Origin of the sequence: Psychrobacter sp. 1Y10 (assembly GCF_052259005.1) — a bacterium.
GTDB lineage: Bacteria > Pseudomonadota > Gammaproteobacteria > Pseudomonadales > Moraxellaceae > Psychrobacter > Psychrobacter saeujeotis.
This window is the reverse complement of record NZ_JBQQES010000002.1, coordinates 586,520-608,073: the sequence shown is the minus strand read 5'-3', so window position 1 is coordinate 608,073 and position 21,554 is coordinate 586,520. Positions and strand designations below refer to the sequence as shown.

Annotated in this window: 17 protein-coding genes; 1 reads left to right on the top strand and 16 read right to left on the bottom strand. The window is 42.2% G+C overall.

Translation table 11 applies throughout. The features are described 5' to 3' along the window. Positions 1–32: 32 nt before the first annotated feature. From ACTXGH_RS05580 to fmt, 8 genes are all read right to left on the bottom strand, one after another. A complete protein-coding gene (locus ACTXGH_RS05580) occupies positions 33–1,109 on the bottom strand; it encodes a metallophosphoesterase (protein ID WP_439296185.1) in 1,077 nt (358 codons plus the stop codon). Between the two features lie 230 nt (positions 1,110–1,339). Further along, on the bottom strand, positions 1,340–2,302 hold the full coding sequence (locus ACTXGH_RS05575; RefSeq protein WP_439296184.1) for a TIGR01777 family oxidoreductase: 963 nt from the start codon (positions 2,300–2,302) through the stop codon (positions 1,340–1,342). Between the two features lie 229 nt (positions 2,303–2,531). Next, entirely contained in the window at positions 2,532–3,179 is a 648-nt protein-coding gene (locus ACTXGH_RS05570; RefSeq protein WP_439296183.1) for a Sua5/YciO/YrdC/YwlC family protein, read from the bottom strand. A 158-nt stretch (positions 3,180–3,337) separates the two neighbouring features. Beyond that, positions 3,338–4,570, bottom strand: coding sequence for a DNA-processing protein DprA (gene dprA / locus ACTXGH_RS05565; RefSeq protein WP_439296216.1), 1,233 nt, complete (start codon positions 4,568–4,570; stop codon positions 3,338–3,340). A 35-nt stretch (positions 4,571–4,605) separates the two neighbouring features. Continuing rightward, positions 4,606–5,703 carry a LysM peptidoglycan-binding domain-containing protein gene (locus tag ACTXGH_RS05560; RefSeq protein WP_439296182.1) on the bottom strand — a complete coding sequence of 366 codons (1,098 nt, stop codon included), beginning with the start codon at positions 5,701–5,703 and terminating at the stop codon, positions 4,606–4,608. Between the two features lie 348 nt (positions 5,704–6,051). Then, positions 6,052–7,473 (bottom strand): threonine synthase, encoded by a 1,422-nt coding sequence (gene thrC, locus ACTXGH_RS05555; RefSeq protein ID WP_439296181.1) that lies wholly within the window; start codon positions 7,471–7,473, stop codon positions 6,052–6,054. 187 nt (positions 7,474–7,660) lie between these two features. Beyond that, on the bottom strand, positions 7,661–9,241 hold the full coding sequence (locus ACTXGH_RS05550; RefSeq protein WP_439296180.1) for a transcription antitermination factor NusB: 1,581 nt from the start codon (positions 9,239–9,241) through the stop codon (positions 7,661–7,663). A 40-nt stretch (positions 9,242–9,281) separates the two neighbouring features. Then, complete coding sequence (gene fmt / locus ACTXGH_RS05545; RefSeq protein ID WP_439296179.1) at positions 9,282–10,328, bottom strand: methionyl-tRNA formyltransferase; 1,047 nt, start codon at positions 10,326–10,328, stop codon at positions 9,282–9,284. Between the two features lie 490 nt (positions 10,329–10,818). Between fmt and ACTXGH_RS05540 the strand changes: the two genes are divergently transcribed. Continuing rightward, positions 10,819–13,665: a response regulator gene (locus ACTXGH_RS05540; protein ID WP_439296178.1), complete on the top strand. Its 2,847-nt coding sequence runs from the start codon at positions 10,819–10,821 to the stop codon at positions 13,663–13,665. Between the two features lie 74 nt (positions 13,666–13,739). Here ACTXGH_RS05540 and ACTXGH_RS05535 read toward each other — a convergent pair whose 3' ends face one another. From ACTXGH_RS05535 to rpmH, 8 genes are all read right to left on the bottom strand, one after another. Then, positions 13,740–14,414 (bottom strand): riboflavin synthase, encoded by a 675-nt coding sequence (locus ACTXGH_RS05535; RefSeq protein WP_439263380.1) that lies wholly within the window; start codon positions 14,412–14,414, stop codon positions 13,740–13,742. A gap of 421 nt (positions 14,415–14,835) precedes the next feature. After that, positions 14,836–15,891 (bottom strand): bifunctional diaminohydroxyphosphoribosylaminopyrimidine deaminase/5-amino-6-(5-phosphoribosylamino)uracil reductase RibD, encoded by a 1,056-nt coding sequence (gene ribD / locus ACTXGH_RS05530; RefSeq protein ID WP_439296177.1) that lies wholly within the window; start codon positions 15,889–15,891, stop codon positions 14,836–14,838. 167 nt (positions 15,892–16,058) lie between these two features. Next, positions 16,059–16,517, bottom strand: coding sequence for a transcriptional regulator NrdR (gene nrdR / locus ACTXGH_RS05525; protein WP_058369796.1), 459 nt, complete (start codon positions 16,515–16,517; stop codon positions 16,059–16,061). 96 nt (positions 16,518–16,613) lie between these two features. Next, positions 16,614–18,065 carry a tRNA uridine-5-carboxymethylaminomethyl(34) synthesis GTPase MnmE gene (gene mnmE, locus ACTXGH_RS05520; RefSeq protein WP_439296176.1) on the bottom strand — a complete coding sequence of 484 codons (1,452 nt, stop codon included), beginning with the start codon at positions 18,063–18,065 and terminating at the stop codon, positions 16,614–16,616. Between the two features lie 214 nt (positions 18,066–18,279). Further along, a complete protein-coding gene (gene yidC / locus ACTXGH_RS05515; RefSeq protein WP_439296175.1) occupies positions 18,280–19,959 on the bottom strand; it encodes a membrane protein insertase YidC in 1,680 nt (559 codons plus the stop codon). A gap of 216 nt (positions 19,960–20,175) precedes the next feature. After that, on the bottom strand, positions 20,176–20,550 hold the full coding sequence (yidD, locus tag ACTXGH_RS05510) for a membrane protein insertion efficiency factor YidD (RefSeq protein ID WP_439296174.1): 375 nt from the start codon (positions 20,548–20,550) through the stop codon (positions 20,176–20,178). Position 20,551: 1 nt separating this feature from the next. Further along, the gene (rnpA, locus tag ACTXGH_RS05505) at positions 20,552–20,923 is read right to left on the bottom strand and encodes a ribonuclease P protein component (RefSeq protein WP_439296173.1); all 372 of its coding nucleotides are present in this window, start codon (positions 20,921–20,923) and stop codon (positions 20,552–20,554) included. Positions 20,924–21,109: 186 nt separating this feature from the next. Beyond that, on the bottom strand, positions 21,110–21,244 hold the full coding sequence (gene rpmH / locus ACTXGH_RS05500; RefSeq protein WP_007394757.1) for a 50S ribosomal protein L34: 135 nt from the start codon (positions 21,242–21,244) through the stop codon (positions 21,110–21,112). Between the last annotated feature and the right edge of the window lie 310 nt (positions 21,245–21,554).

The window sequence follows — 21,554 nt, the reverse complement described above, 5'->3', positions numbered from 1 at the left end:
AGTATGGGCATTATGTCATTTACTTAAACAGTTTATAGGGCAGATTGTAACCTGATCATCCATATCTCAGACCGTGTTCCCAACCTAAATGGTACAGGACCAAATCCATAGCCTGAAGATACCAAAAACTGCGTATCCTTTATATTTTTGGTGCCGTGTACCAGTGGTTGAAACCACTGCTTTAATAGCGTTAACGGGAATATCTGCCCGCCATGCGTATGCCCCGATAAATGCAAATCTACAGGTGTATCGCCGATCTCTTCTAGCGCTGTAGGGCGATGCTCCAAAAACACCGTTGGCTTATCGGTATCGACCTTCGACAGTAATTCAGAGGCTGATAAACGCGTAGGATCCATATCATCCGAGCGTCCGACTAACCACACCGTGTCATTAAGCAGCACACTCTCATTATCAAGTACGGTGATACCTGCATTGGTTACCGCTTCAGCGATTGCTTCTTCGTACCCTAAATAATCATGGTTGCCTAAAACCGCGTATACGCCAAGCGGTGCGCGTAGTTTTGATAAATGTTCATGCATGTTGGTTTTGTCATAGTAGACGGTAGTATCATTCATCACGTCACCTGCCAGCACCACCATGTCGGCATCTTGAGCATCGATGAGATTGACCAACCTATCTATCTGTCGATTGCCAAACCATCTGCCTAAGTGCGTATCGGATACTAAGGCAATATCTACCGGCTCATCTAATGGTTTGATTGTCGTAACCGTTAACTGATGTACCACTGGCGAGTAAGCATTAAACACCGCTAAACTTACGATACCAATATATGTCATGATGCCGAAGCTACGTATGAGCTTAGGTCGGCGCTGACCTCTTAATAACTTATAATATATCAGAGCAATAGCTGAGGTAATTATCGCCGCATAGATCATAAAGCCTTGTAAAATACTGACGACTAAATAGACATGAAAACGCTCACGCCAAAACTCACTAAGCCCATAAATGAGCGCCACATTATTAATAATAAAAACGGATGATATAATTGCTTTTTTTGGAATCGAACGTCTTGGCTTGATAAGCCACCATAAAATGATACTAGTCGTTGACGCCAATATTTGGGTAACGACAATAAAGAAAAACCACATAATAATATCTGATCAAATAAAGATGCAGCTATCTTACGCCAAGTTTCTTACGCGCTGAATACAGATATTTTATTTCATTGAGGTTTCATGATTTTTATATCTCTATAGTGTTCAAACGTCCAATTTAGTCAGTTATTTTAGTCATTTTTGACAGACATAACTCAATAACTTTTTGAATTACCTGCGTTTCACATGAAACCATACCGTTTTCTATAACTTTCAAAGTTCTATTAATTCTGCTCTTCTAACGCCTGCTTGAACGTTGGCTGTTTAAACTCATAACCTGCGTCCTGCAATGCTTGTGGCAATACCTTTTGCCCATCAATGAGTAGTGTCGACATCTCACCGAACATCAGCTTTAGTAAAAACTCCGGTAACGTAAAAAATGTTGGACGATCTAACCATGATCCAAGCGCCTTAGTAAAAGTATGATTGGTTACAGGGTTAGGCGCAGTAAGGTTATACACCAGCGCTGGCGTATCATTTGTGGTTTTTAGCGAGTTATTATTTATCATTTGAGTGTTCGCAGGATCAGCAAGAGACTTTTCAATAATAAATATCGCAGCCCCCACCCAGTCTTCACGACTAACCCAGCTCATTATTTGCTTGCCATCACCTAATTGTCCACCGACGCCCATTTTAAAAGGTGTTAAAAGCTTACCCAGCATACCGCCATCAGGATGAATCACCACACCAGTGCGCACAATAGCCACCGGTACGCCATGTTCAGTCGCTTTGAGTGCTAATTGCTCCCAATCATCACACAATTTATGAGCAAAATCCGTCTCAAAACCACTGCTTTCAGTCAATGGTTTATCGCCTTGCGTGCCATACCAGCCAATCGCTGAACCACTAACTAGCAGTTTAGGTTTGGCGCTGCTACGTGCAATGAACGCAAGTAGTGACTCGGTAGGCTTCACACGGCTGGCAAGCAGTGTTTCTTTGCGCTCATCACTCCAGCGCGAGTCTGCTATTCCAGCACCTGCTAAATTGAGAATCACATCAAAGCTTTTATCACTCCCTGCAAGCTCATCATAAGTCATCATAGCAATATCGTCAGGGTGTGCTTGGCTGCTATCGCGAGTAAGCCAAGTAATCTGCAGCTCTTTATTTTGTGCGCGGTAACGTGTCATAAGCTCACGACTAAACGCACTACCTAAGAATCCTGAGCCACCACTGATCAAAATATTCATGTCCTACTCCCTAATTATTTTTAGCACTATGATTAGTGTGACAAAAAATAAGCTACAAAAACAATAGGATAATTGTAGAAGTAACTACTTAAGTACAGATTTAGAATATGCAACTTGGCAGCCGCATAGAAAGAAGCATAGGATAAGAGAGACTTAATTTAGGTAATTAAGTCATAGGTAGTTGGCTGGTAGAAAAGCGCCGATAAAACATCAGTATTTTATTCATATACTATCTGATTATTTTCCCTGTCAAGGCATCTCCGATCTGGCTTGGCAACTTATAGCCTAGTGTATCTCCTGTTAGATAATGCACTTGTCGGTCCAGATTACTGTGTTCATTGTCGTTAAGAAAATAGGCTTGTGCTTGAATTAACGTCAGGGCTGGAGGTTTTCCTGAAGGGTTACAGCTTGTCGACACAATAAAGCCGTAAGGATTGTCTGGTGAAACCATCTGCGTACATAGCTGTTGGACTAGAGGGTGCGCGATAATACGTACGGCCACACTATCGTGTTCTCCAGTAATCCATGACGGAATAGGTACAGTAATCTGTTTTGATAAGGGTAATAACCAAGTATGCGCCTGCTTTAAGATAGCTTCTGGGTGCATACGCCAACTCTCAAGGACCGTCTGACGTTGACTGTCGTTTAGGTCATCTAACAATGGCGCTATACGGTGAACATCGTCAGTGACGACAATCATCCCTTTGTGTATTGGCCGCTGTTTCATAGCTAATAATTGCTGCACTGCCATTTGGTTAAATGGATCACAGCCGATACCCCAAACGCTTTCTGTTGGATAAGCAAGTAGCTTTCCTTCTTTAAGCCAGTCAGCAGCTTGAATGACAGAATTAGTAGTAAAGGGCGCGGATTGTTTCATGACTTGAGTGCTTCAAAGAGATAGGAGGTTAAGCACTCATAATAACATATGACAAAGAAAGACTAGGATAGCAGAGTTTGAAATTACCAAAATTGTTCTTGGTTTAAATACTCAATAATTGGAATAAAGAAGAACTTTAAGGTAACTAAAACATAGTTTTAGACGCGTAAGTAGCGCCCGCCTTGCACACTGATAACCCCTAATAATTCAAGCTCCATCAACTGGCCGATTAGCTGCGGTGGGGCCATCTTGGTGGTTACTAACAATGCATCTAAATCCTGTCCATGCCAGTCAAGTTGATCATAAACCGTTAGTAAATGTTCAGCGACGTTTATAGCGTTACCAGAAGACTTAAGAGTAGATGATGACAAGTGATGAGTAGCGGTAGCGAGGCGGCTGTTTAGATCTGACGAATGAAAAATGGGGCTGATATTTGATGTGGTTCTCGCGGCTCTTTTGTGCGAGCGACTACCATAATCTAGCTGACTATTGACATCCTCTATGACCTGTTTAGGATGGTAAATCAACGTTGCGCCTTCACGTATCAGATGATGACAGCCTTCTGCATTACTATTATCAATATGACTTGGAATCGCAAAGACTTGCTTGCCTTGCTCAGAGGTTAGGCGCGCGGTAATCAAGGAGCCACTTTGAATGGTAGCTTCGGTCACAATCGTCGCCAAACTCAGTCCAGCGACTAGTCGGTTGCGGCGTGGAAAAGTATGTTTGTGCGGCTGCGTATGCGGCAGTAACTCACTGACAATACAACCACCTTGCTCGATAATTTGAGCAAACAATTTGTCATGATGATTGGGATAATGCACATCAATCCCTGTACCCATAACACCAATTGTACGGCCTTGAAGTTCAACGTCTGTTTGGGACAGTGCACCTAGATGTGCCCGCTTATCTACACCCATTGCAAGCCCGCTTGTCACGACGTAACCTGTTTGCGCTAAGTACTGTGCAATGTCAAAAGTAATCTTTTGCGCATGTGCTGTCGGCTTTCGACTACCGACGATAGCGATTTGAGCTTGATGCAAACGTGCACTATTACCTCGATAAAACAGCAATGGCGGTGGATCATATATCTGTAAAAGCTGGGAGGGATAATCGGGCTGATCGGCGAATAAGAGACTATAGCGTTTTTCTAGCAACGCCTGCTGAATTTTATCAATATTGGCGAGCGTTTGATCTGGCTGCTCATGACGTTTGAGATGAGTATGATGAATACCCAACTGACGCCATGCTTCTACCGTCGCTTGCCAAGCAAGCTGCGCATCGCCAAAAAACGTCATAAGTTTATGATAAGCAGATAATGACGCATTCACCTCATACCACAGTGCTAAGATTGCACGCTGTTCAATTGATAAAGAAGGCGAATGTTCCATCATGACTGCTTACTCTTAGATAATGGTATAAATGCCTATAGATAAGGCGGTGGCAACAGTTGATCGCCCACATTCAGGGGTAGCTCTGAGCTTAAAATATAAGCATAGCTAATATCATCAAAAGTATTAAATACCATCGCCATACCAGCAGGCTCGCTTGGCAAGCGTACGGGAGTGTCATTGTCCATAGTATCGCGTACTAAAGGGCCTTTTCGATAGACTGTCATTACATCACCAGGTTTAGCCCCTTGGTTACTACCCAAGTTGATTGCAACCACACTACCCTTCGCCGCAGAGCTGATTGAATCCATCACTCGAACGATCAATCCGCCACGGTTTACCGTGGCAGGCGCAGGATAGAATACTGGCGGAATAGAGTCGTCTAATTCGACAAACACGCGATCGCCTTCCCGTACTTCTTTGCCATAAGAGTCCGTCAATTGCAGGCTGCTCACACCGTTCTCTTCAACACTCGTTACCAAGCCAGTGGCTACTTGCGTCACTTCAAGGCCAATGACCTCTTGGGTTCTAGGTTCGACATACATCTCACCTTCACGATACACCCCGTAGCGTTGGCCAACGATAAGTGGTATTCCTTTGGTATAAATCTTATCGCCACTAGCGGTGATCAAGTTACGATTTTTGGACGCTAATACATAAGGGGTGGTATTAAAGTCTTTTGGATTAACGATAATTGTCTTGTCCAACCAGTGCTGGATCGCCGCACGTGGAATCGCCGGAATACTATTGGCAACCGAAGTGACTGCAACGGTATTAGCCACTACATTGCCTGTTACTTGTCTTTCAATACCTGCGCAGCCCTCACCTGTATCAACACCGATTAGCGTCTTACCTTGAATCACACATAAGATAAGCACATCGTTGGGATAGATTAGGTTAGGATTTTTAATTTGTTTATTGGTGGCCCAAATCTCTTTCCAACGCCATGGGCTATCTAGATAACGACCTGATATGTCCCACAATGTATCGCCTTTTTTGACGATATAGCGGTTGGGTGCATCGGCTTTGATAGTTGGCGGTGGGTTATTAGCGTGAGCAGTATTCATCAGCATTGCACCACTAAAAGCAGTAGCAATCAGCGCTTTTGCTATAGAGTTTAGACTCATTTTCATGATTGTATCCACAAATTTTAAAGTACAGCGTAAATAGAATTTTGTTTTATTACTTATCCTTGCAAGATTGAAACCAACAAGTTATTAGAATTGCTTATTAAGTAATGAGACAGTTAAAATTACAATTATATACACAATAGCATATAACCAGACATCTATTTACAAAAATTTAAGTCACACAACAGTCTGTTCAGTCCTAAAATACTTCAATAATCAGGGTTAACTATATCGGTAAGCTAAGTACAAAAAAGCCTCACTATCCGATATGTGGATAGTAAGGCTTATATTAATATATATATAAAGTTTCACGTGAAACAAAATATTTAAGCTTATGTCTACAAGGTAAAACTACGACAAATCAGCCGTTACATGTTGACGAATCTGTTTAGCGACCAACTCTGCTTTGTTGTCCAAAACGATAACATGTTGCGGCAATTCTTCTAATCCTTCGGTGTGAGCAGGACGCTCAATGTCTATTTGACCAACAGCTTCAATGATCGTATCTGCAAATTTGACTGGCAACGCCGTTTCTGCACAAATAATAATTTCACCGTCCTGCTGCAACGCTTTAGCGACTTTAATGCCATCAGCGGTATGTGGGTCAACCAATTCGCTATATGTTTCATATAAAGATTTGATCGTTTGCAGGCGGTCAGCGTGCGTAGACTTGCCTGCAGCGAAGCCATAACGGGTATTAACAGCCTCTAACACATCTGATAAATCAAAACCTTGGCCAGACTTTACGCCCTCAAACAATTCATGGACGCGAGCGCTGTCTTTTTCTAGTAATAGATAAACAAAACGCTCAAAGTTTGATGCTTTAGAGATATCCATTGATGGGCTAGAAGTCACATAGGTTTTATCAGTCGCCCGTGGCTGGTAAGACCCTTGATTAAAGAAGTCATTTAACACATCGTTTTCATTAGTAGCGACGATTAAACGACTTATTGGTAGCCCCATCTCACGAGCAATGTGACCTGCGCAAACATTGCCAAAGTTCCCCGAAGGAATACTGAAGCTGACCTGTTCATCATTGCTACTTGTCACTGCAAAGTAAGCTTTAAAATAATAGACAATCTGCGCCAAGATACGACCCCAGTTAATGGAGTTGACCGTGCCTAAGTTGTAAGCAGCTTTAAATTCTACATCTTGTTGTAAGGCTTTAACGATATCTTGGCAATCATCAAACATACCGTCGATAGCGATATTATGGATATTTTCATCCGTTAAGCTATACATTTGCGCGCGCTGAAATTCACTCATTTTGCCATGTGGTGACAGCATAAAGACTTCGATGTTTTCTTTACCGCGCAGCGCATACTCTGCTGCACTACCCGTGTCACCGCTGGTTGCACCAATAATGGTAATACGCGCCTCTTTTTTCTTAAGCACATATTCAAAAGCATTACCCAAAAACTGCATCGCCACATCTTTAAATGCAAGCGTTGGACCGTTGGATAATCCTAAAATATAAAGATTATCCTCAAGCTTACGGACCGGCACAATTTCATCAGAGCCAAATACTTCAGCAGTATAAGTACGTTCAATAATATCTTTAAGATCGGCAATAGGAATATCTGTGGCAAAGCGCTGCATAATTGCTAGCGCAAGCTCTGGATAGCTAAGCGTGCGCCATTCATCAAGCGTTGCATTGTCAATATTTGGATAGTGCTCAGGTAACATCAAGCCACCGTCTGGTGCCAGTCCCATCAATAGCACATCACTAAAATCCATCGGCGCTGTCTGACCACGGGTACTGATATATTTCATAGTGCATCCCTACTTAAAATGTCTAGAGTTAGTCTTTAGTACCTGAATCTCAATGTCTTATGAATCGCCACAGTCTAGTATTTTTAACCAAGCATTTTGCTTACGCAAAGGTTTATGCTTAGCTAAAAAAACCAGCTTATATTAATGAATCTATAAAGCTGAGAGTGAGGTTCTGTAATATTGTATTTTATTCAGCAGTCTTTTGCAGCAATGCATAATAAAAACCATCTCCGCTAGCGCTATCTATCGGTAGACACTGACGACCGATCGCTTGAGCGATGCCCCAGTTACAATCCTCGGTAAATTCAATCGCTACCGCATTGTTATAGTGCGTGAGGAACTCTTGCATTTGTTCAACGTTTTCTTGCTTTAAGATAGAGCAAGTCACATATAATAGATAGCCACCGACTTTAAGTTGTGGCCACAGATTGTGCAAGATATCCGCTTGTAACAGTGCGGTTTGCTCGACGTCTTCTTCCGTACGCAGGATACTGATATCAGGATGACGACGAATCACCCCCGTAGCCGTACAAGGTGAGTCTAGTAATATAGCGTCAAATACGAGCTTGCTCTTTTTCTTACCAGCACCTTGCCATGTCGTGGCGTCCGCACAGACAATATTGAGCGCGATGTTTTTTTCAGCTTGCTCTAAATCTTGCTGTTGTAAGTTTAAGCGCTGTAAGTTTTCATAAATACGTTCGATACGAGGCGCTTCGTTATCGATAGCCGTTGCCTTGATGTCACCAATCACAGGTGATGTTTCAGTATCCTCTTGTTTCACGTGAAACAACGATGGCTCATTTAAGCTAATTAATTCTAACCAATGAGCAAGCTTACCACCGGGTGCAGCGCAAGCATCTAAAATGCGCAGCTGGTTATTATCAGCGTCTGAATCAATATCTGTATTAGACTTATCAGCACTAACTTTATTCATTAAAGCGGTATGAATGAGTGGCGCGGCAAGTTGAGCATGCATATCTTGTACGCTGGCAGCACCTTCAGCGAAATGAGGCAAAGCGTTCACTGCAGTGCTTTGATGTAGCCTAAGACCTTTGGTTGATAATGTGGTAGGCGTGGCTGTATCTGACGAACTCGTTAAGTTAAAACCACTGGTTAGCTCAATCAAATCCGCTTCTATCTCTGCCCCATCCAATGTTTGTTGATAATCCTCTACTGAGCTAATCCCTGAGTTTACCCGTAAAAACATCGGCGCAGGCTGGCGTAAACCTTGCGTCAACGCTGCATACTCATCACTCCAATCTTGTTTAAGCTGATAAGCGAGCCAGTTGGGCAAACTGTGGTTCTTGTCGCATTTTTTACGGAATTTATTGGTGTTTTTGGCGACTTTACGTAGGATCGCATTGACAAGACCAGAAGCCCGCGCAAATTCAATTTCTTTGGTTGCCTCTACCGTTTCATGAATAGCAGCATGGTCAGCTACCTCTAAGTAAAGCAGCTGTACAAGACCCACTTGAATAGCAGTGCGCACCTCAATCTCATCAATAGGATTGTCAGCTAAGCTATCAAGTAGCCTTGCAAGTGCGTGCCATTGACGCAGCGTGGTCAATAATAACGCATGTGCAAAGCCTTTATCACCGTCGTGTAAGCTATTTAGTAGGGGATCAAGCACACTTGAGAGTGACTGACCCTGTTGAATGGCAAGTAAGCTGCGAATGACGCGTACGCGCACGCTACCCGTCATTTTAAGGTTACTGGACGGTTTATTGTGGTTGTTAGTGCTTTTAGACGCAGTTGCGTTATGTCTCATTAGTATTCATATCCTATACGCATTGGAGCGTCTGCAGTGATTAATTGAATTCGGGGCCAAACTGGTCACCATCATCGAGCTGGTTGCCATGACAGATTTGCTCAGCGCTAACGGGCTTACCACCTGCAAACTGCAAATGAGTAACGGCTAGAGTAGTGGCTGATGATTCAGTTTCACTCTCTTTACCACAAGCGACTAAAATCGCTTTACGTCCCACGCTGATAACAGTGCCAGAAGGTTCTGTAGTTTGCTGTGATGGGTTTGCTGGCAAGCTGTTTAATACTTTTACGCGCGCACCGTTTAAAAACGTATAAGCGCCTGGCCAAGGCGTTAAACCGCGGATTTGACGCTCAATAATGTTAGCTGACTGCGTCCAATCAATCTCGCCCTCAGTTTTTACCAGTTTTTCAGCGTAATTGGCTTGACTGTCATCTTGTACAGTCGCCTCTGCTTGGTAATTTGACAAATCTTGTAGGACAGTGCTGATAGCCGTTGCTCCTAAATCAGCCAATTTGTCGTGCAAGCTTGCAGCTGTATCATCATCAGCGATAGTACAGCTGGCTTCGTAGAGCATATCTCCAGTATCCAGACCTTTATCCATTTGCATAATGGTAATGCCAGTCTTGGTATCCCCTGCCAATAACGCGCGATGAATAGGCGCCGCGCCGCGCCAGCGCGGTAGAAGTGAAGCATGGATATTTAAACAACCATAAGTTGGGATATCTAATACACCGATAGGCAAAATCAAACCATAGGCTGCGACAATCATGATATCAGGCTGATAGCTTGCCAATGTCTGTCTAGCAGCCAAGCCTTCAGTATTGGATTTTTTGAAGGTAGCAGGTTGCTCGATGGCAATATCATGAGTGAGCGCTACTTGTTTAACAGCAGAGGCAGATAGTTTTTGGCCACGGCCTGCCTTGCGATCGGGCTGCGTATATACCGCAACGATGTCTATATTAAGTTGCTCTTGCTGAGCGATGAGTGATTCAAGGCTAGCTGCAGCAAACTCAGGTGTGCCTGCAAACACCACGCGCAATCGATTGGTTTGTACCCTATCATTAGAGACAGCATTAGTTGTGGTCATAGCACCATATTATATATTGTGTGATTGGTCGTCACATTATAGGTGAGTTTACAGTGTTGTGCCATAATTGTGAGCTGAGTTATCTATTTGCAGATAGCTATCGTTGTCTTTAATTTATAATGACTCTCTTGACTTAGTCTGTATTGACATTATGCTAGTGACTTTTGCTATTTATAGGTACTTATCTAGTTGGTATTCACTAGTCGATAGTTAGTTTAGTATGTTTAAATGATAAACCAAGCGGCCACGCTATGTTCAATTTAAAGCTTAAGTAAACATTTAAATTAGTATAATTGTCATAACCGTAAGAGGGACAAATTTGTTACTATAAAGTTTTACCTAACTGTTTTTACTAATACCTCAACCTTTACCTTACGCCTAAAGGTTTGTAGATAATAGCGCTGTCAAAGCGCCCTATCCAACGAATAGATTATATTATTTTAGCTTACCATCGCACTGTATTGTCGCGCAGGTATAGGAACATACCCACATGCAACAGTTTCAGTCATTAAAACGTCTGCTTCTCTTTTATATTTTGACACTGCTAATAATGCTGGCTTTATACTATGCCATGATGCTTTCGACGCTCAAAACTCAGAGCCAGACGCATAGCCAAGTTGTGTTTGCAGCGTTGAAGCATGAGATTATTAATCACGCCGTACCGACAGAAACTGAAATCGAAAACATCGTTACCAAACCTTTTTTTCAAGACATAAGCTACCAGCTGATTTTTATGCTGCCGTCTGGACAAACGTATGTTTATCATCACATACAACCTCAAGAAACCGAGTTTACTAGCGTGACTTTTCCTACGCTTACCTCAACATCTACTACAAATAACAGCTCGTATCAGATAGATAATGACACATTAACTGGTAGAATTAAGCTTGAAAACGGTCATCAGATATATGTCGTACTGCGTCATCAACCTCTCAATATAAGCTGGATATCCTATCAATTTTGGTTGCCACTAATGACAGCGATTATGTTATTTAGTTTGGCATTGCTTTATGCGCTTAAACGCCGTACTAATTGGGAGCAATTGATACAATATACGGACAGTTTAACGATAAGCTCTAAAGAGGCCTATATACCGCCCCCATTCGTCACAGAAAAAGCCACCCCCGAGTTTTTACGCCTCGGCCATACCCTAAGCCGCATCAGTTATCAGCTTCATGACCATCATCGCCGTATCAAAATACTCAATCAGCGTTTAGAGCACTTAGTCAATCAAGCCCCTTTACCAATGTTAATGGTCATGCGCCAAGGTCACATCAGTTTTTTTAACCAGCGCTTTGAGCAAGTTTTTACCACAGCCTTCCAACGTCATAACCATTATAGCTTGACGGATTTTTTGACCGGCAGTGACAAAGCGACTCAGCAACTGCTACAAAAGCTCTCCACGCTACGCGTTACTCGTAATCTATTGGTTTATGGACTAGAGGACAGACAAGCCTATCAGCTACACATTACTCCATGGTTTGGCGCTCATGGACAAGTTCATGGGTTTACAGTGATACTTAATAATATCGATAATCTCATTACGCAAGCTGATGACCTGCACCTGCAAAACCAACAATTACAGCTGCAGATAAAAGAGTTTACCAAGCTTAGGTCTATTATTGGTCATGAGCTACGCACACCATTGAACGCTATTATCGGCACTTTAGGGTTGATAGAGGCGCATCGATTAACGCCAAGGCAGCAAGAGGTGCTGTCGATGTTAACCCAGTCTAGCCAATCAATGCTGGCGATGCTAAACGATATGCTCGATATGGCAAAGATAAAAGCAGGAAAAGCAGATATCGTGAATGAGCCTACTGATATCTTTAAGCTTGGACAACATGTTAGCGATTTAATGATTGGTAGTGCACGTCGGCAAGGTATCAATCTGTTGTATTTTTTTATGCCCGATAGCCCGCGTTATATCAGCACAGATGGCAACCGTTTACGTCAAATTCTTCTCAATTTACTAGATAATGCCACCAAATTCACCTCATCAGGTTATGTAGCACTGGTTATAGAGCCTATTACTTATGAACAGATGCGTTCTATCACAAGCCTTGATAATAAGCGCACCTTAACCACTATTGCACGCAATCAAAATTTAGCCCCCGACAATCGCTTACCCAATACTGGCGCCGAGCATCAGTGGATGCGTTTTAGTGTCAAGGATACTGGCATTGGTATCGCAGAGTCTGAACAAGATAAGCTGTTTTCTTATTTTAACCAAGCAAATCGGCAAATCAGCCAAAACTTTGGCGGTACAGGCTTGGGACTGGCCATTTCTAATAGCTTTGCTCAGTTGTTGGGTGGGTTTATCCAATTAGATAGCGAACTTGACGTAGGTAGCAATTTTGCTCTTTACCTGCCTTGTCAACAGCCGACTTATCAGCCTATTTATCACTTTCATAGTAGTCTCATGCATATTCGTTTTATCGTTATTGTAGAGCAAGACATCTGCGTAACCTTTTTCCAGCATTTGTGCTCCCACTTATCATTGCCCGTGAGTATCTATACGGACTTAGACGACAAGACCGCTCAAAAACTGTATAAGCAGCTAGAGCTTGAAGCAAAAACCCTACAACCTATACTGTTGTTGGATTATGAGTATTATGAAACCTATACTCACTTAGCGCCCGTGACTGGCGCTACTGACGATCCAAGCATAGGTAATCAACAAAGACTTGTTAACAGTGAACAAAGTCAGGTTATTCATAAATTATTGAACGTTACCTCTTTGCCAAAATTGTTATTGAGCATGAAACCTGAGCGCAGTATTCCATCCTCCTTTTTGGATCAGTTTGATGGGTTTTTGAATAAACCTTTAGACGTGGCCTTGTTATTATCTGAGCTCATCCGTTTATTACAGTCTACAACCGTCTCGCATAAATACGAGGATACTGGTAAAACCTCTGAGAGTACAAAAAAACCAACGATGGATAATAACACTGTCGAGGTGGCCAGCGCTCCTACCATATTAGTTGTCGATGACAATCTAACCAACCAAAAAATTACTTGTAAGATGTTGGATAAGTTGGGCTATCCTAGCTTGGTGGCAGATGATGGTCGACAAGCCTTAGAACAACTTGATGCACAGCGACAACAAATCTCATTAATCCTTATGGATTGCCGAATGCCAGTCATGGATGGTTTGCAAGCTACTCAAGTCATACGCTCACAAGGGAATAGTATTCCCATTGTCGCATTAACTGCGAATAATACAGAAGAAGATCGTGAAGCTTGCCGCCAGGCGGGAATGGATGATTTTTTGGCGAAACCTATCAATAAAGATAAGTTAAAAACAGTCTTGCAAAGCCTAATGACAACCGAATAAGTTATTTAACACCGTCAAAAGCTGTCAGTAGGCTTTATTGTTTTCTACTTTGTTACCTGATGCTACGATACGGATTATTTCATAAAACCATTGTCAGCCAAAAAATCTTCAGTAATTTGACTTTGCGAGCTTGGTGCGCCTATGCTGCCTGTTTGCGACTTGCCTAACAGACGCTCCAAATAGCGAGCAACGATATCTACCTCAATATTGACCTTGCTACCTACCAGCCAGTGTTTGGCGATATTGGTTACTTGCGCGGTATGCGGAATGATATTGAGGCAGACGATATTGTCACGTACTAAGTTGGTCGTCAGGCTAATACCATCAACGGTGATAGAGCCTTTAGTCGCAGTATAATGCGCCAGCTCTTTAGGTATCTCAATTTCAATATAGATAGAGCGCGCATCTTGTTGCAGCTTACTGACGCGCCCGACCCCATCGACATGACCGGCAACGATATGGCCACCAAAACGCGTAGTTGGTAACATCGCTTTTTCTAAATTGACAATATGACCCGCTTTTAGCTCTTCTAAAGCGGTTCGAGCGATTGTTTCGCGTGAAACATCAACAGAATAAGAATTACTACCCACTTCTACTACAGTTAAACAAATCCCATTTGACGCAATAGAGTCGCCCAACTTGACATCACTAAAGTCCATGTCGTTCGACTCTATAGTTAGACGGATATCACCGCCTGTAGGCTGCATAGACTTTACTTTTCCGATATTTTCTATAATTCCGGTAAACATATAGACCTCGTGTTTTATCGTGTTGCTGTCGTTAACAACGTATTTTGCTTAATTAATGTACGTTTATATAAGATAAGCTTTAAAAAAATTTGATTATTTTTAATCCTATGATGGGATAAGTTGTGGATAAGTAAGAATAAATGAAGTTACACCCCAACAAAAACCCTTTTTTATACTAAGTTATCCACAAAGTAGTATTTTAGCTTTACTATATCGCTTTTCTTGCAGACTAACTGTAAGTATATGATTTATATATATTATTTCGAATATAGTCTTAAGAGCTACAGTTTATAGTTTCATGTGAAACAAAGTTATGCACAGTTTCACATGAAACATTTTTTTTGACTGGATGACTATTATAAATACTGTACTTTGACAATAATTGTCTACAGCTGTGGATAAGTTGTTTATAACTTATAATTCACAAAGGATATAAGATCAATTTAAGATCAGGGCCAAGCTGCTCATGGCAGCTTACTCTAAAACGCAGCTGCTCAGATAAAGACAATGGATTAAAAGCAACCATCGGCCGTGCCTTTTCACCTAATAAACAAGGCGCTTGATAAACAATAAGCTCATCTACCAGTTGTTGACTTAAAAAACTGCTAGCGACGCTTGCACCCGCCTCTACTAGTACGTCATAGCATTGATATTCACTGACCAAATCTTTTAATAATGCAGTCAAATCATCATTGCGCCAATAAAGCGTATCCAAACGGCGGCATAGCTGATAATCGGACTGCAGACTGTGTTCTAAGCGTTGACGCCTATCCAGCACTACAACCTTAGGAGCTGGTACTTGCCCAGCTGGCACACCCAACTGACTAGAGCGCACGTTAAGTTGTGGATCATCAGTAATGATGGTCTCACTACCAGTGACAATCGCACCACTTAGGGCGCGAAGTTTTTGTACATCCTCGCGAGCTGCTATCGAGGTAATCCATTTTGACTCCCCTGTTGCCATCGCGGTGCGACCATCGAGACTGGCAGCAATCTTAAGCCGAACGTAGGGCATTTGAGTGCGCATCGCCTTTAAAAACCCACGGTTTAATGCTTCTGCTTGTTCTGTTAGTACGCCAACCGTGACTGCAATGCCAGCCTGCTCTAATAGCCTCACACCGCGTCCCGCTACTTGCGGGTTCGGGTCTAGACCTGCAATTACTACGCGCTGTACGCCTGCCTCTATCAGACCTAAAGCACAAGGCGGCGTACGTCCTGTATGGCTACAAGGCTCTAAAGTGACATAGGCGGTGGCACCGACCGCGTACGCACCTGCATCTTTGAGCGCAAATACTTCTGCATGTGGCTGGCCTGCCTTGGGATGAAACCCTTGACCCACCACTACCCCTGCTTGGACAATGACGCAGCCCACAGCAGGATTGGGTCTTGTGGTATATAAACCTTGCTTGGCCTGCTCAATCGCCAGCATCATAAAGTAGCGATCTTGTGCATCTTGCGCGTGGTTGAAGGTAGACATAAGAATCGGCTTAATTTATAAAGAATGTGTGACTATAAAAACGGTACAACGAGACTGGTATAAGTTTTTTGCAGCCTCTGTCAGCGTAGACACAGCAAGCAAGAAAAATTTATACCAGTTGCGTCTCACATTACAACGTATTGATTTTATTTGGTATCGACTATAGCCTATTTTTCATTAGGACGGATATTGGCAATCTCTTGATGAAAAGCATCGATATCTTGAAAGTCGCGATAGACACTGGCAAAGCGTACATAAGCGACATCATCTAAAGTTTTAAGCTCACTCATGATAATCTCGCCCAAGACTTTACTACTAATTTCTCGCTCTCCCATCTGTCTGACACGCTTCTCAATACGACTAATCATCGCCTCTTGCTCGTCAATCGTGATAGGGCGTTTTTGTAAGGGTAATAAGATAGAGCGACGCAGTTTTTCATTATCGTAAGGCTCAATTTTGCCGCTAGACTTAATAATTCTTGGCATCACCACCTCTACCATCTCAAAAGTGGTAAACCGCTCTTGGCAGCTGTTACAAGAACGACGACGACGCACTTGCGCACCTTCCGCAGCAAGACGCGAGTCAATAACTTTGGTATCTGACGCGTTACAGTACGGGCAGTGCATAGTAATTTCCTTGTTTTAACATTAAGAGCAAGAGCCGTTGTTGATAAGTTTAAGCTTTTTATCAGGCAATCGAAGATAGAAACAGTAGTTTGCTAATCACTTACCAATACAAAAACTGCCGAATATCTTACCTAGTAGGTCATCAGCACTGAATTCACCAGTGATTTCACCCAAACTATGCTGAGCTTGACGTAAGCTTTCAGCGACTAACTCTCCTGCTTGAAAGACCGTTAGCTGCTCATGCGCCTCTGCTAGATAGTCAGCCGTCCGTCTAAGCGCATCTATATGACGCGTACGGGCGATGAGGCTATTCTCTGGTGGATGGAAGCCGACTTTAGCACATAATTCTTCGATTAATGTATCAATGCCAGCACCTGTTTCACATGAAACATTTACTTGCTCATAACCGCGATTAGTGATTTCATTTTGTGAGACCGTCATCGCTATTTTATCTTTGCTATGAGTCAACAAATCACTTTTATTGGCAATAATTAATAGTTTTTTGGTGGCTGGTAATTCGCCAAATAGCTGCTTTGCAAGTTGCAACGGTGTGGTATCTTCTTCAAGATCCCGAGTAACATCATAGACCATCAGTAGCATATCAGCTTGCTTAATAGCGGTACGCGCCCGTTCGATACCGATACGCTCCACAGTGTCTTCGGTATCGCGCAGCCCTGCGGTATCAGTGAGATGCAGGGTCAGGCCATTGAGGACGACGGTTTCTTGTAGTGTGTCTCGCGTGGTGCCTGCCACATTGGTAACGATAGCGCGCTCCTGCCCAGCTAGACGATTGAGTAAGCTTGATTTGCCAGCATTAGGACGCCCTGCCAACACCACATGAATCCCATCACGTAACAGCTGACCTTGTTTTGCCGTTGCCAACACTTGCTGTATTTTATCTTGAGTTTGTTCAAGCTTGTTTTGAATGACGCCATCAGATAAAAAGTCAACGTCCTCTTCATCAGGGAAGTCGATGGCGGCTTCAACGTGCAGGCGCAGATGAATAAGCTGTTCTAATAGCTGGTTAATTTTTTGCGAAAACTCCCCGCTTAGCGAACGAATGGCACTGCTCGCAGCCGCAGCACTCGTGGCATCAATAGCATCAGCAATCGCTTCTGCTTGCACCAGATCTAATTTATCATTGTCAAAAGCGCGGTAGGAGAACTCCCCTGCACTGGCCTGTTTGGCACCCAGCTCAAACACGCGAGCAAGCAGCTGGTTTTGCAAAATCATGCCACCATGCCCTTGCAGCTCAATCACATCTTCACCGGTGAACGAATGCGGGCCTTTAAAATATAACACTAATCCTTCATCAATTACCGTGCCATCTGCCTGATAAAACCGGCAAAAACTGGACATGCGCGGAGTAAATGCTGTCTTGCCTGTGAGCTGACAAGCAATGTCATAAGCACGCGCACCTGACAGCCGTATCACACCGACGCCGCCACGCCCAAGTGGTGTGGCAATCGCGGCAATCGTAGCCAAACCGGATGGCTTAGACTTTCCAGATGAATCAGATAAGGCTTGCGTCGTCTGTAAAGAATTCAAAGTTATTCTCATTAACTAAAAGCTCCATTATAGACGCCTAAACCCAGCCTGACAAAGCAAACTTTATATCCTAATGTAGGGTACATGTTTGAGCTTTTATGACGCTGTATTAGCGTTCTGCTTACCTACCAGCAAAAAATATTATAAACAAATTACCTATAAAAAAAACCACCGTTTGCACGATGGTTTTTTTATTCAAAGGCTCTTATTCAAACTAATCAAGTACTTTAACAGTGCGCTGTTTCTGTTCTTCTTCTACCTTTTTATTCACAATATACTGATGCGTCATACTAAACAAGTTGTTCACCGTCCAATACAATACTAGACCTGCTGGGAAGAATAGCATAAAAGCGGTAAAGATAATCGGCAAAAATTTCATTACTTTTGCTTGCATAGGATCCGCTGGCTGTGGGTTTAGCTGCTGCTGTATGAACATAGAAGCACCCATCAGCAGTGGTAAGATAAACCAAGGATCCATCGCTGAGAGATCTTGAATCCACAGTATCCATGGCGCATGACGTAGCTCAACACTTTCGACCAATACCCAATATAAAGCTAAGAAGATTGGCATTTGCATCAATATTGGCAAACAACCTGCCATTGGATTGACTTTTTCTTCTTTATAAATGCCCATCATTTCTTGCGACATTTTCATTCGATCGTCGCCATGCTCTTCTTTCAGCGCCGCTAATCTTGGAGCAATGGCACGCATCTTCGCCATTGAATAGTAGCTCTTATTTGAGAACCACATTAAGGCAAACTTAACCAAGATAGTCAGTACAATAATTGACCAACCCCAGTTGCCAATAATTTTGTGGATACCATCCAAAATAGCAAAAAGTATCTTTGATATTGGCCATAACAAACCATAATCAACCGTCTGATTTAGACCTACTGCTACGTCCTTAAGCTCAGATTGTACTTTTGGTCCTGAATATAACGTTGCATTCAAGGTCGCTTGCTTGTTCGGTCCAACATTGACAGGTTGGCTGTTAAATCCGATAAAGTAATCGTTACCAGTTTCACGACTAAAGAACTTGCCGGTAAAATTCTCAGGTGTCCATGCAGAGACAAAATAATGCTGCACGATACCGACCCAGCCATCATCACTAGTCACTGACAGCTCGTCACTAAAGTTCTTGAATTTTAGCTTATTGTAAGGATCATCAGGTGTACCCCAAGCGCCGCCTAGATAAGTTGCCATGCTAAGCGCACCCTTATCAGACATACCAGGATCTTTACTGTCATCACGCTTCAACTGCGCGAACATCTGTCCTTGCCAGGCATTCGCAGAAGCGTTTTGAATCTGATAGCTAACATCAATCGGATATTTATCTTGCGTAAAAGTAAAGGTTTTGGTGATTGTCACGCCATCTTTTTTATAAGTAAGCGGTACCGACAAGGTTTGTTGGCCCGCTTCCATCACATAATTATTTGCAGTATGGCTATAAGTTGCACGTCCTTCAGCTGTGTCAATACCATCTTGACCAATCAGACCAGACTGAGCCACATAGACACGATTGCCGTTATTTTCTAATAGTACGAAAGGCTCATCACTATCAAGCGTGGCATCATACTGCTTTAAAGCAGCATAGACGATATCACCACCTTCTGGATTGATTTTGATGTCATAGCGGTCAGTTGTAACTGTGATTAATCCTGCATTTTTGGCAGGTGTCGTAGTCACAGCACCAGAGCCAACAGGTAGTGTCTGTACTGGTATGTCACCTGCTGCACCACTTGTAGAGGGAATGTCGGCACCGACCGACGTTGCTGTTTCTGATACCGTGTCTACAGCTGGCTCATTAGCATAATCATCTCGCCATGCCAGAATTAGCAGATAAGCGGTGATTAACATCGCAATGATGATCATCACCCGAAATATCTTTTGCATAAACCTTTCCTAGATTAAAAAATTAGGGAATAAAAAATCAGGCATGTGTTATGACCGCCGCATAGTATTAACTCATACCTTGAGCAGCAGTATCAGCAGTCAATCACATAAAATGTTCATCATTTTACTAAAAAACCACTCTAAATGATACCAAGAGTGTGGATAACTTGTGGGTAACTAAATAGATATCCACAGATGGTCTATCAATGACAAAAACTACATTAGCTTCATCATATGGTTCAAACGAGAAACATAACTTTTACGATCTTTATAGACATAAATACCCTGAAAACTAACGGTAGCTATGGTAGTAGCGGGCACATATTGATAGTAGTAAGAAGACAAAGGTAGCGGTACAAAATCGACACCATGTCCACCCAAAGGATGACAACTTCCAATACGTTTTAACAGTAGCCAACTACCAGATCGAACCCCATGCCATTCTAGAGCTTGCTTGCCATAGTTAGAACATGTTGGGTAATATCGACAACGAGCAGGCAATATTGGACTTATTAATTTTTGATAGAAAACAATTAAAGTAAATAACAGTTTATAAATAAAGTTATTTTTATTTTTTAATATAAAATTCATTTTATTTTTTTTCTATTTTTTTAAAAATATTATTTATCTCGTTTTTTAATTCTTTATTACTTAAATATTTAACAGATTTTTTAACAATAAAAACAATATCTTTATTTTCTAACTTTGAAGATCTTAATCGAAACTGTTCGCGAATTTGACGTTTAATTAAATTTCGTGTGACTGCTGTAGGTACTTTACGCTTAGTAATGGCCATCCCTATGCGTGGTTGCTCGTTCGTATTAGGACGTATAAAGGCCATTAAGTGGGCTTGATGGAGCTTACGTTCAGGCGCATCAAAGACCTCGCGAAAGGCTATAGGCGTTAGTAGACGCTGCTCTTTAGTGAAGCAGGCATTAGGCGTCGTTGAGACAGTATTGGACATAGTACAACCCTGTATGAGAACTAATAATGTTAGTAGAGAGAATAACAAAGTATAGAAATAAAAAAAGCGCCGATATGGGCGCTTTTTTTATATGGCTAAGTGTCAGTTGTGATGATTGACTATCGCAATCTATAAATAATAGAAACACAACAAGCACTATAAACCATGCTCATCGCAGTATTCTGATTATACAGTAAGGCGATGACGTCCTTTAGCGCGGCGACGAGCTAAAACTTGACGACCTTTTTTAGTTGCCATACGGGCACGGAAACCGTGAGTACGTTTACGCTTGATCACGCTTGGTTGGAATGTACGTTTCATAACTCACCTATCAAAATAATGGACTAAATTCGTAATAACGCAGGATTATACCACTGCATTATATCTTGGTCAATAAACTAATTTATTCAGTCTTCTACATTGAACTAATAACTGCTTATTTACAGAAATTCTTTATCAGAAGAATACCTAAAAAAGAGTTGTCTTATGTACTAGTTGAAAAGTTATCCACAGAATTCCTTCGGTTCTATAATAATTATTAATTAATATATATAAGTATTGTTGTTATTGGGAGGCATATTTTCTGTGGTTAACTAAGATTTATTGATTTTTATCAATGAACTAGCTTATG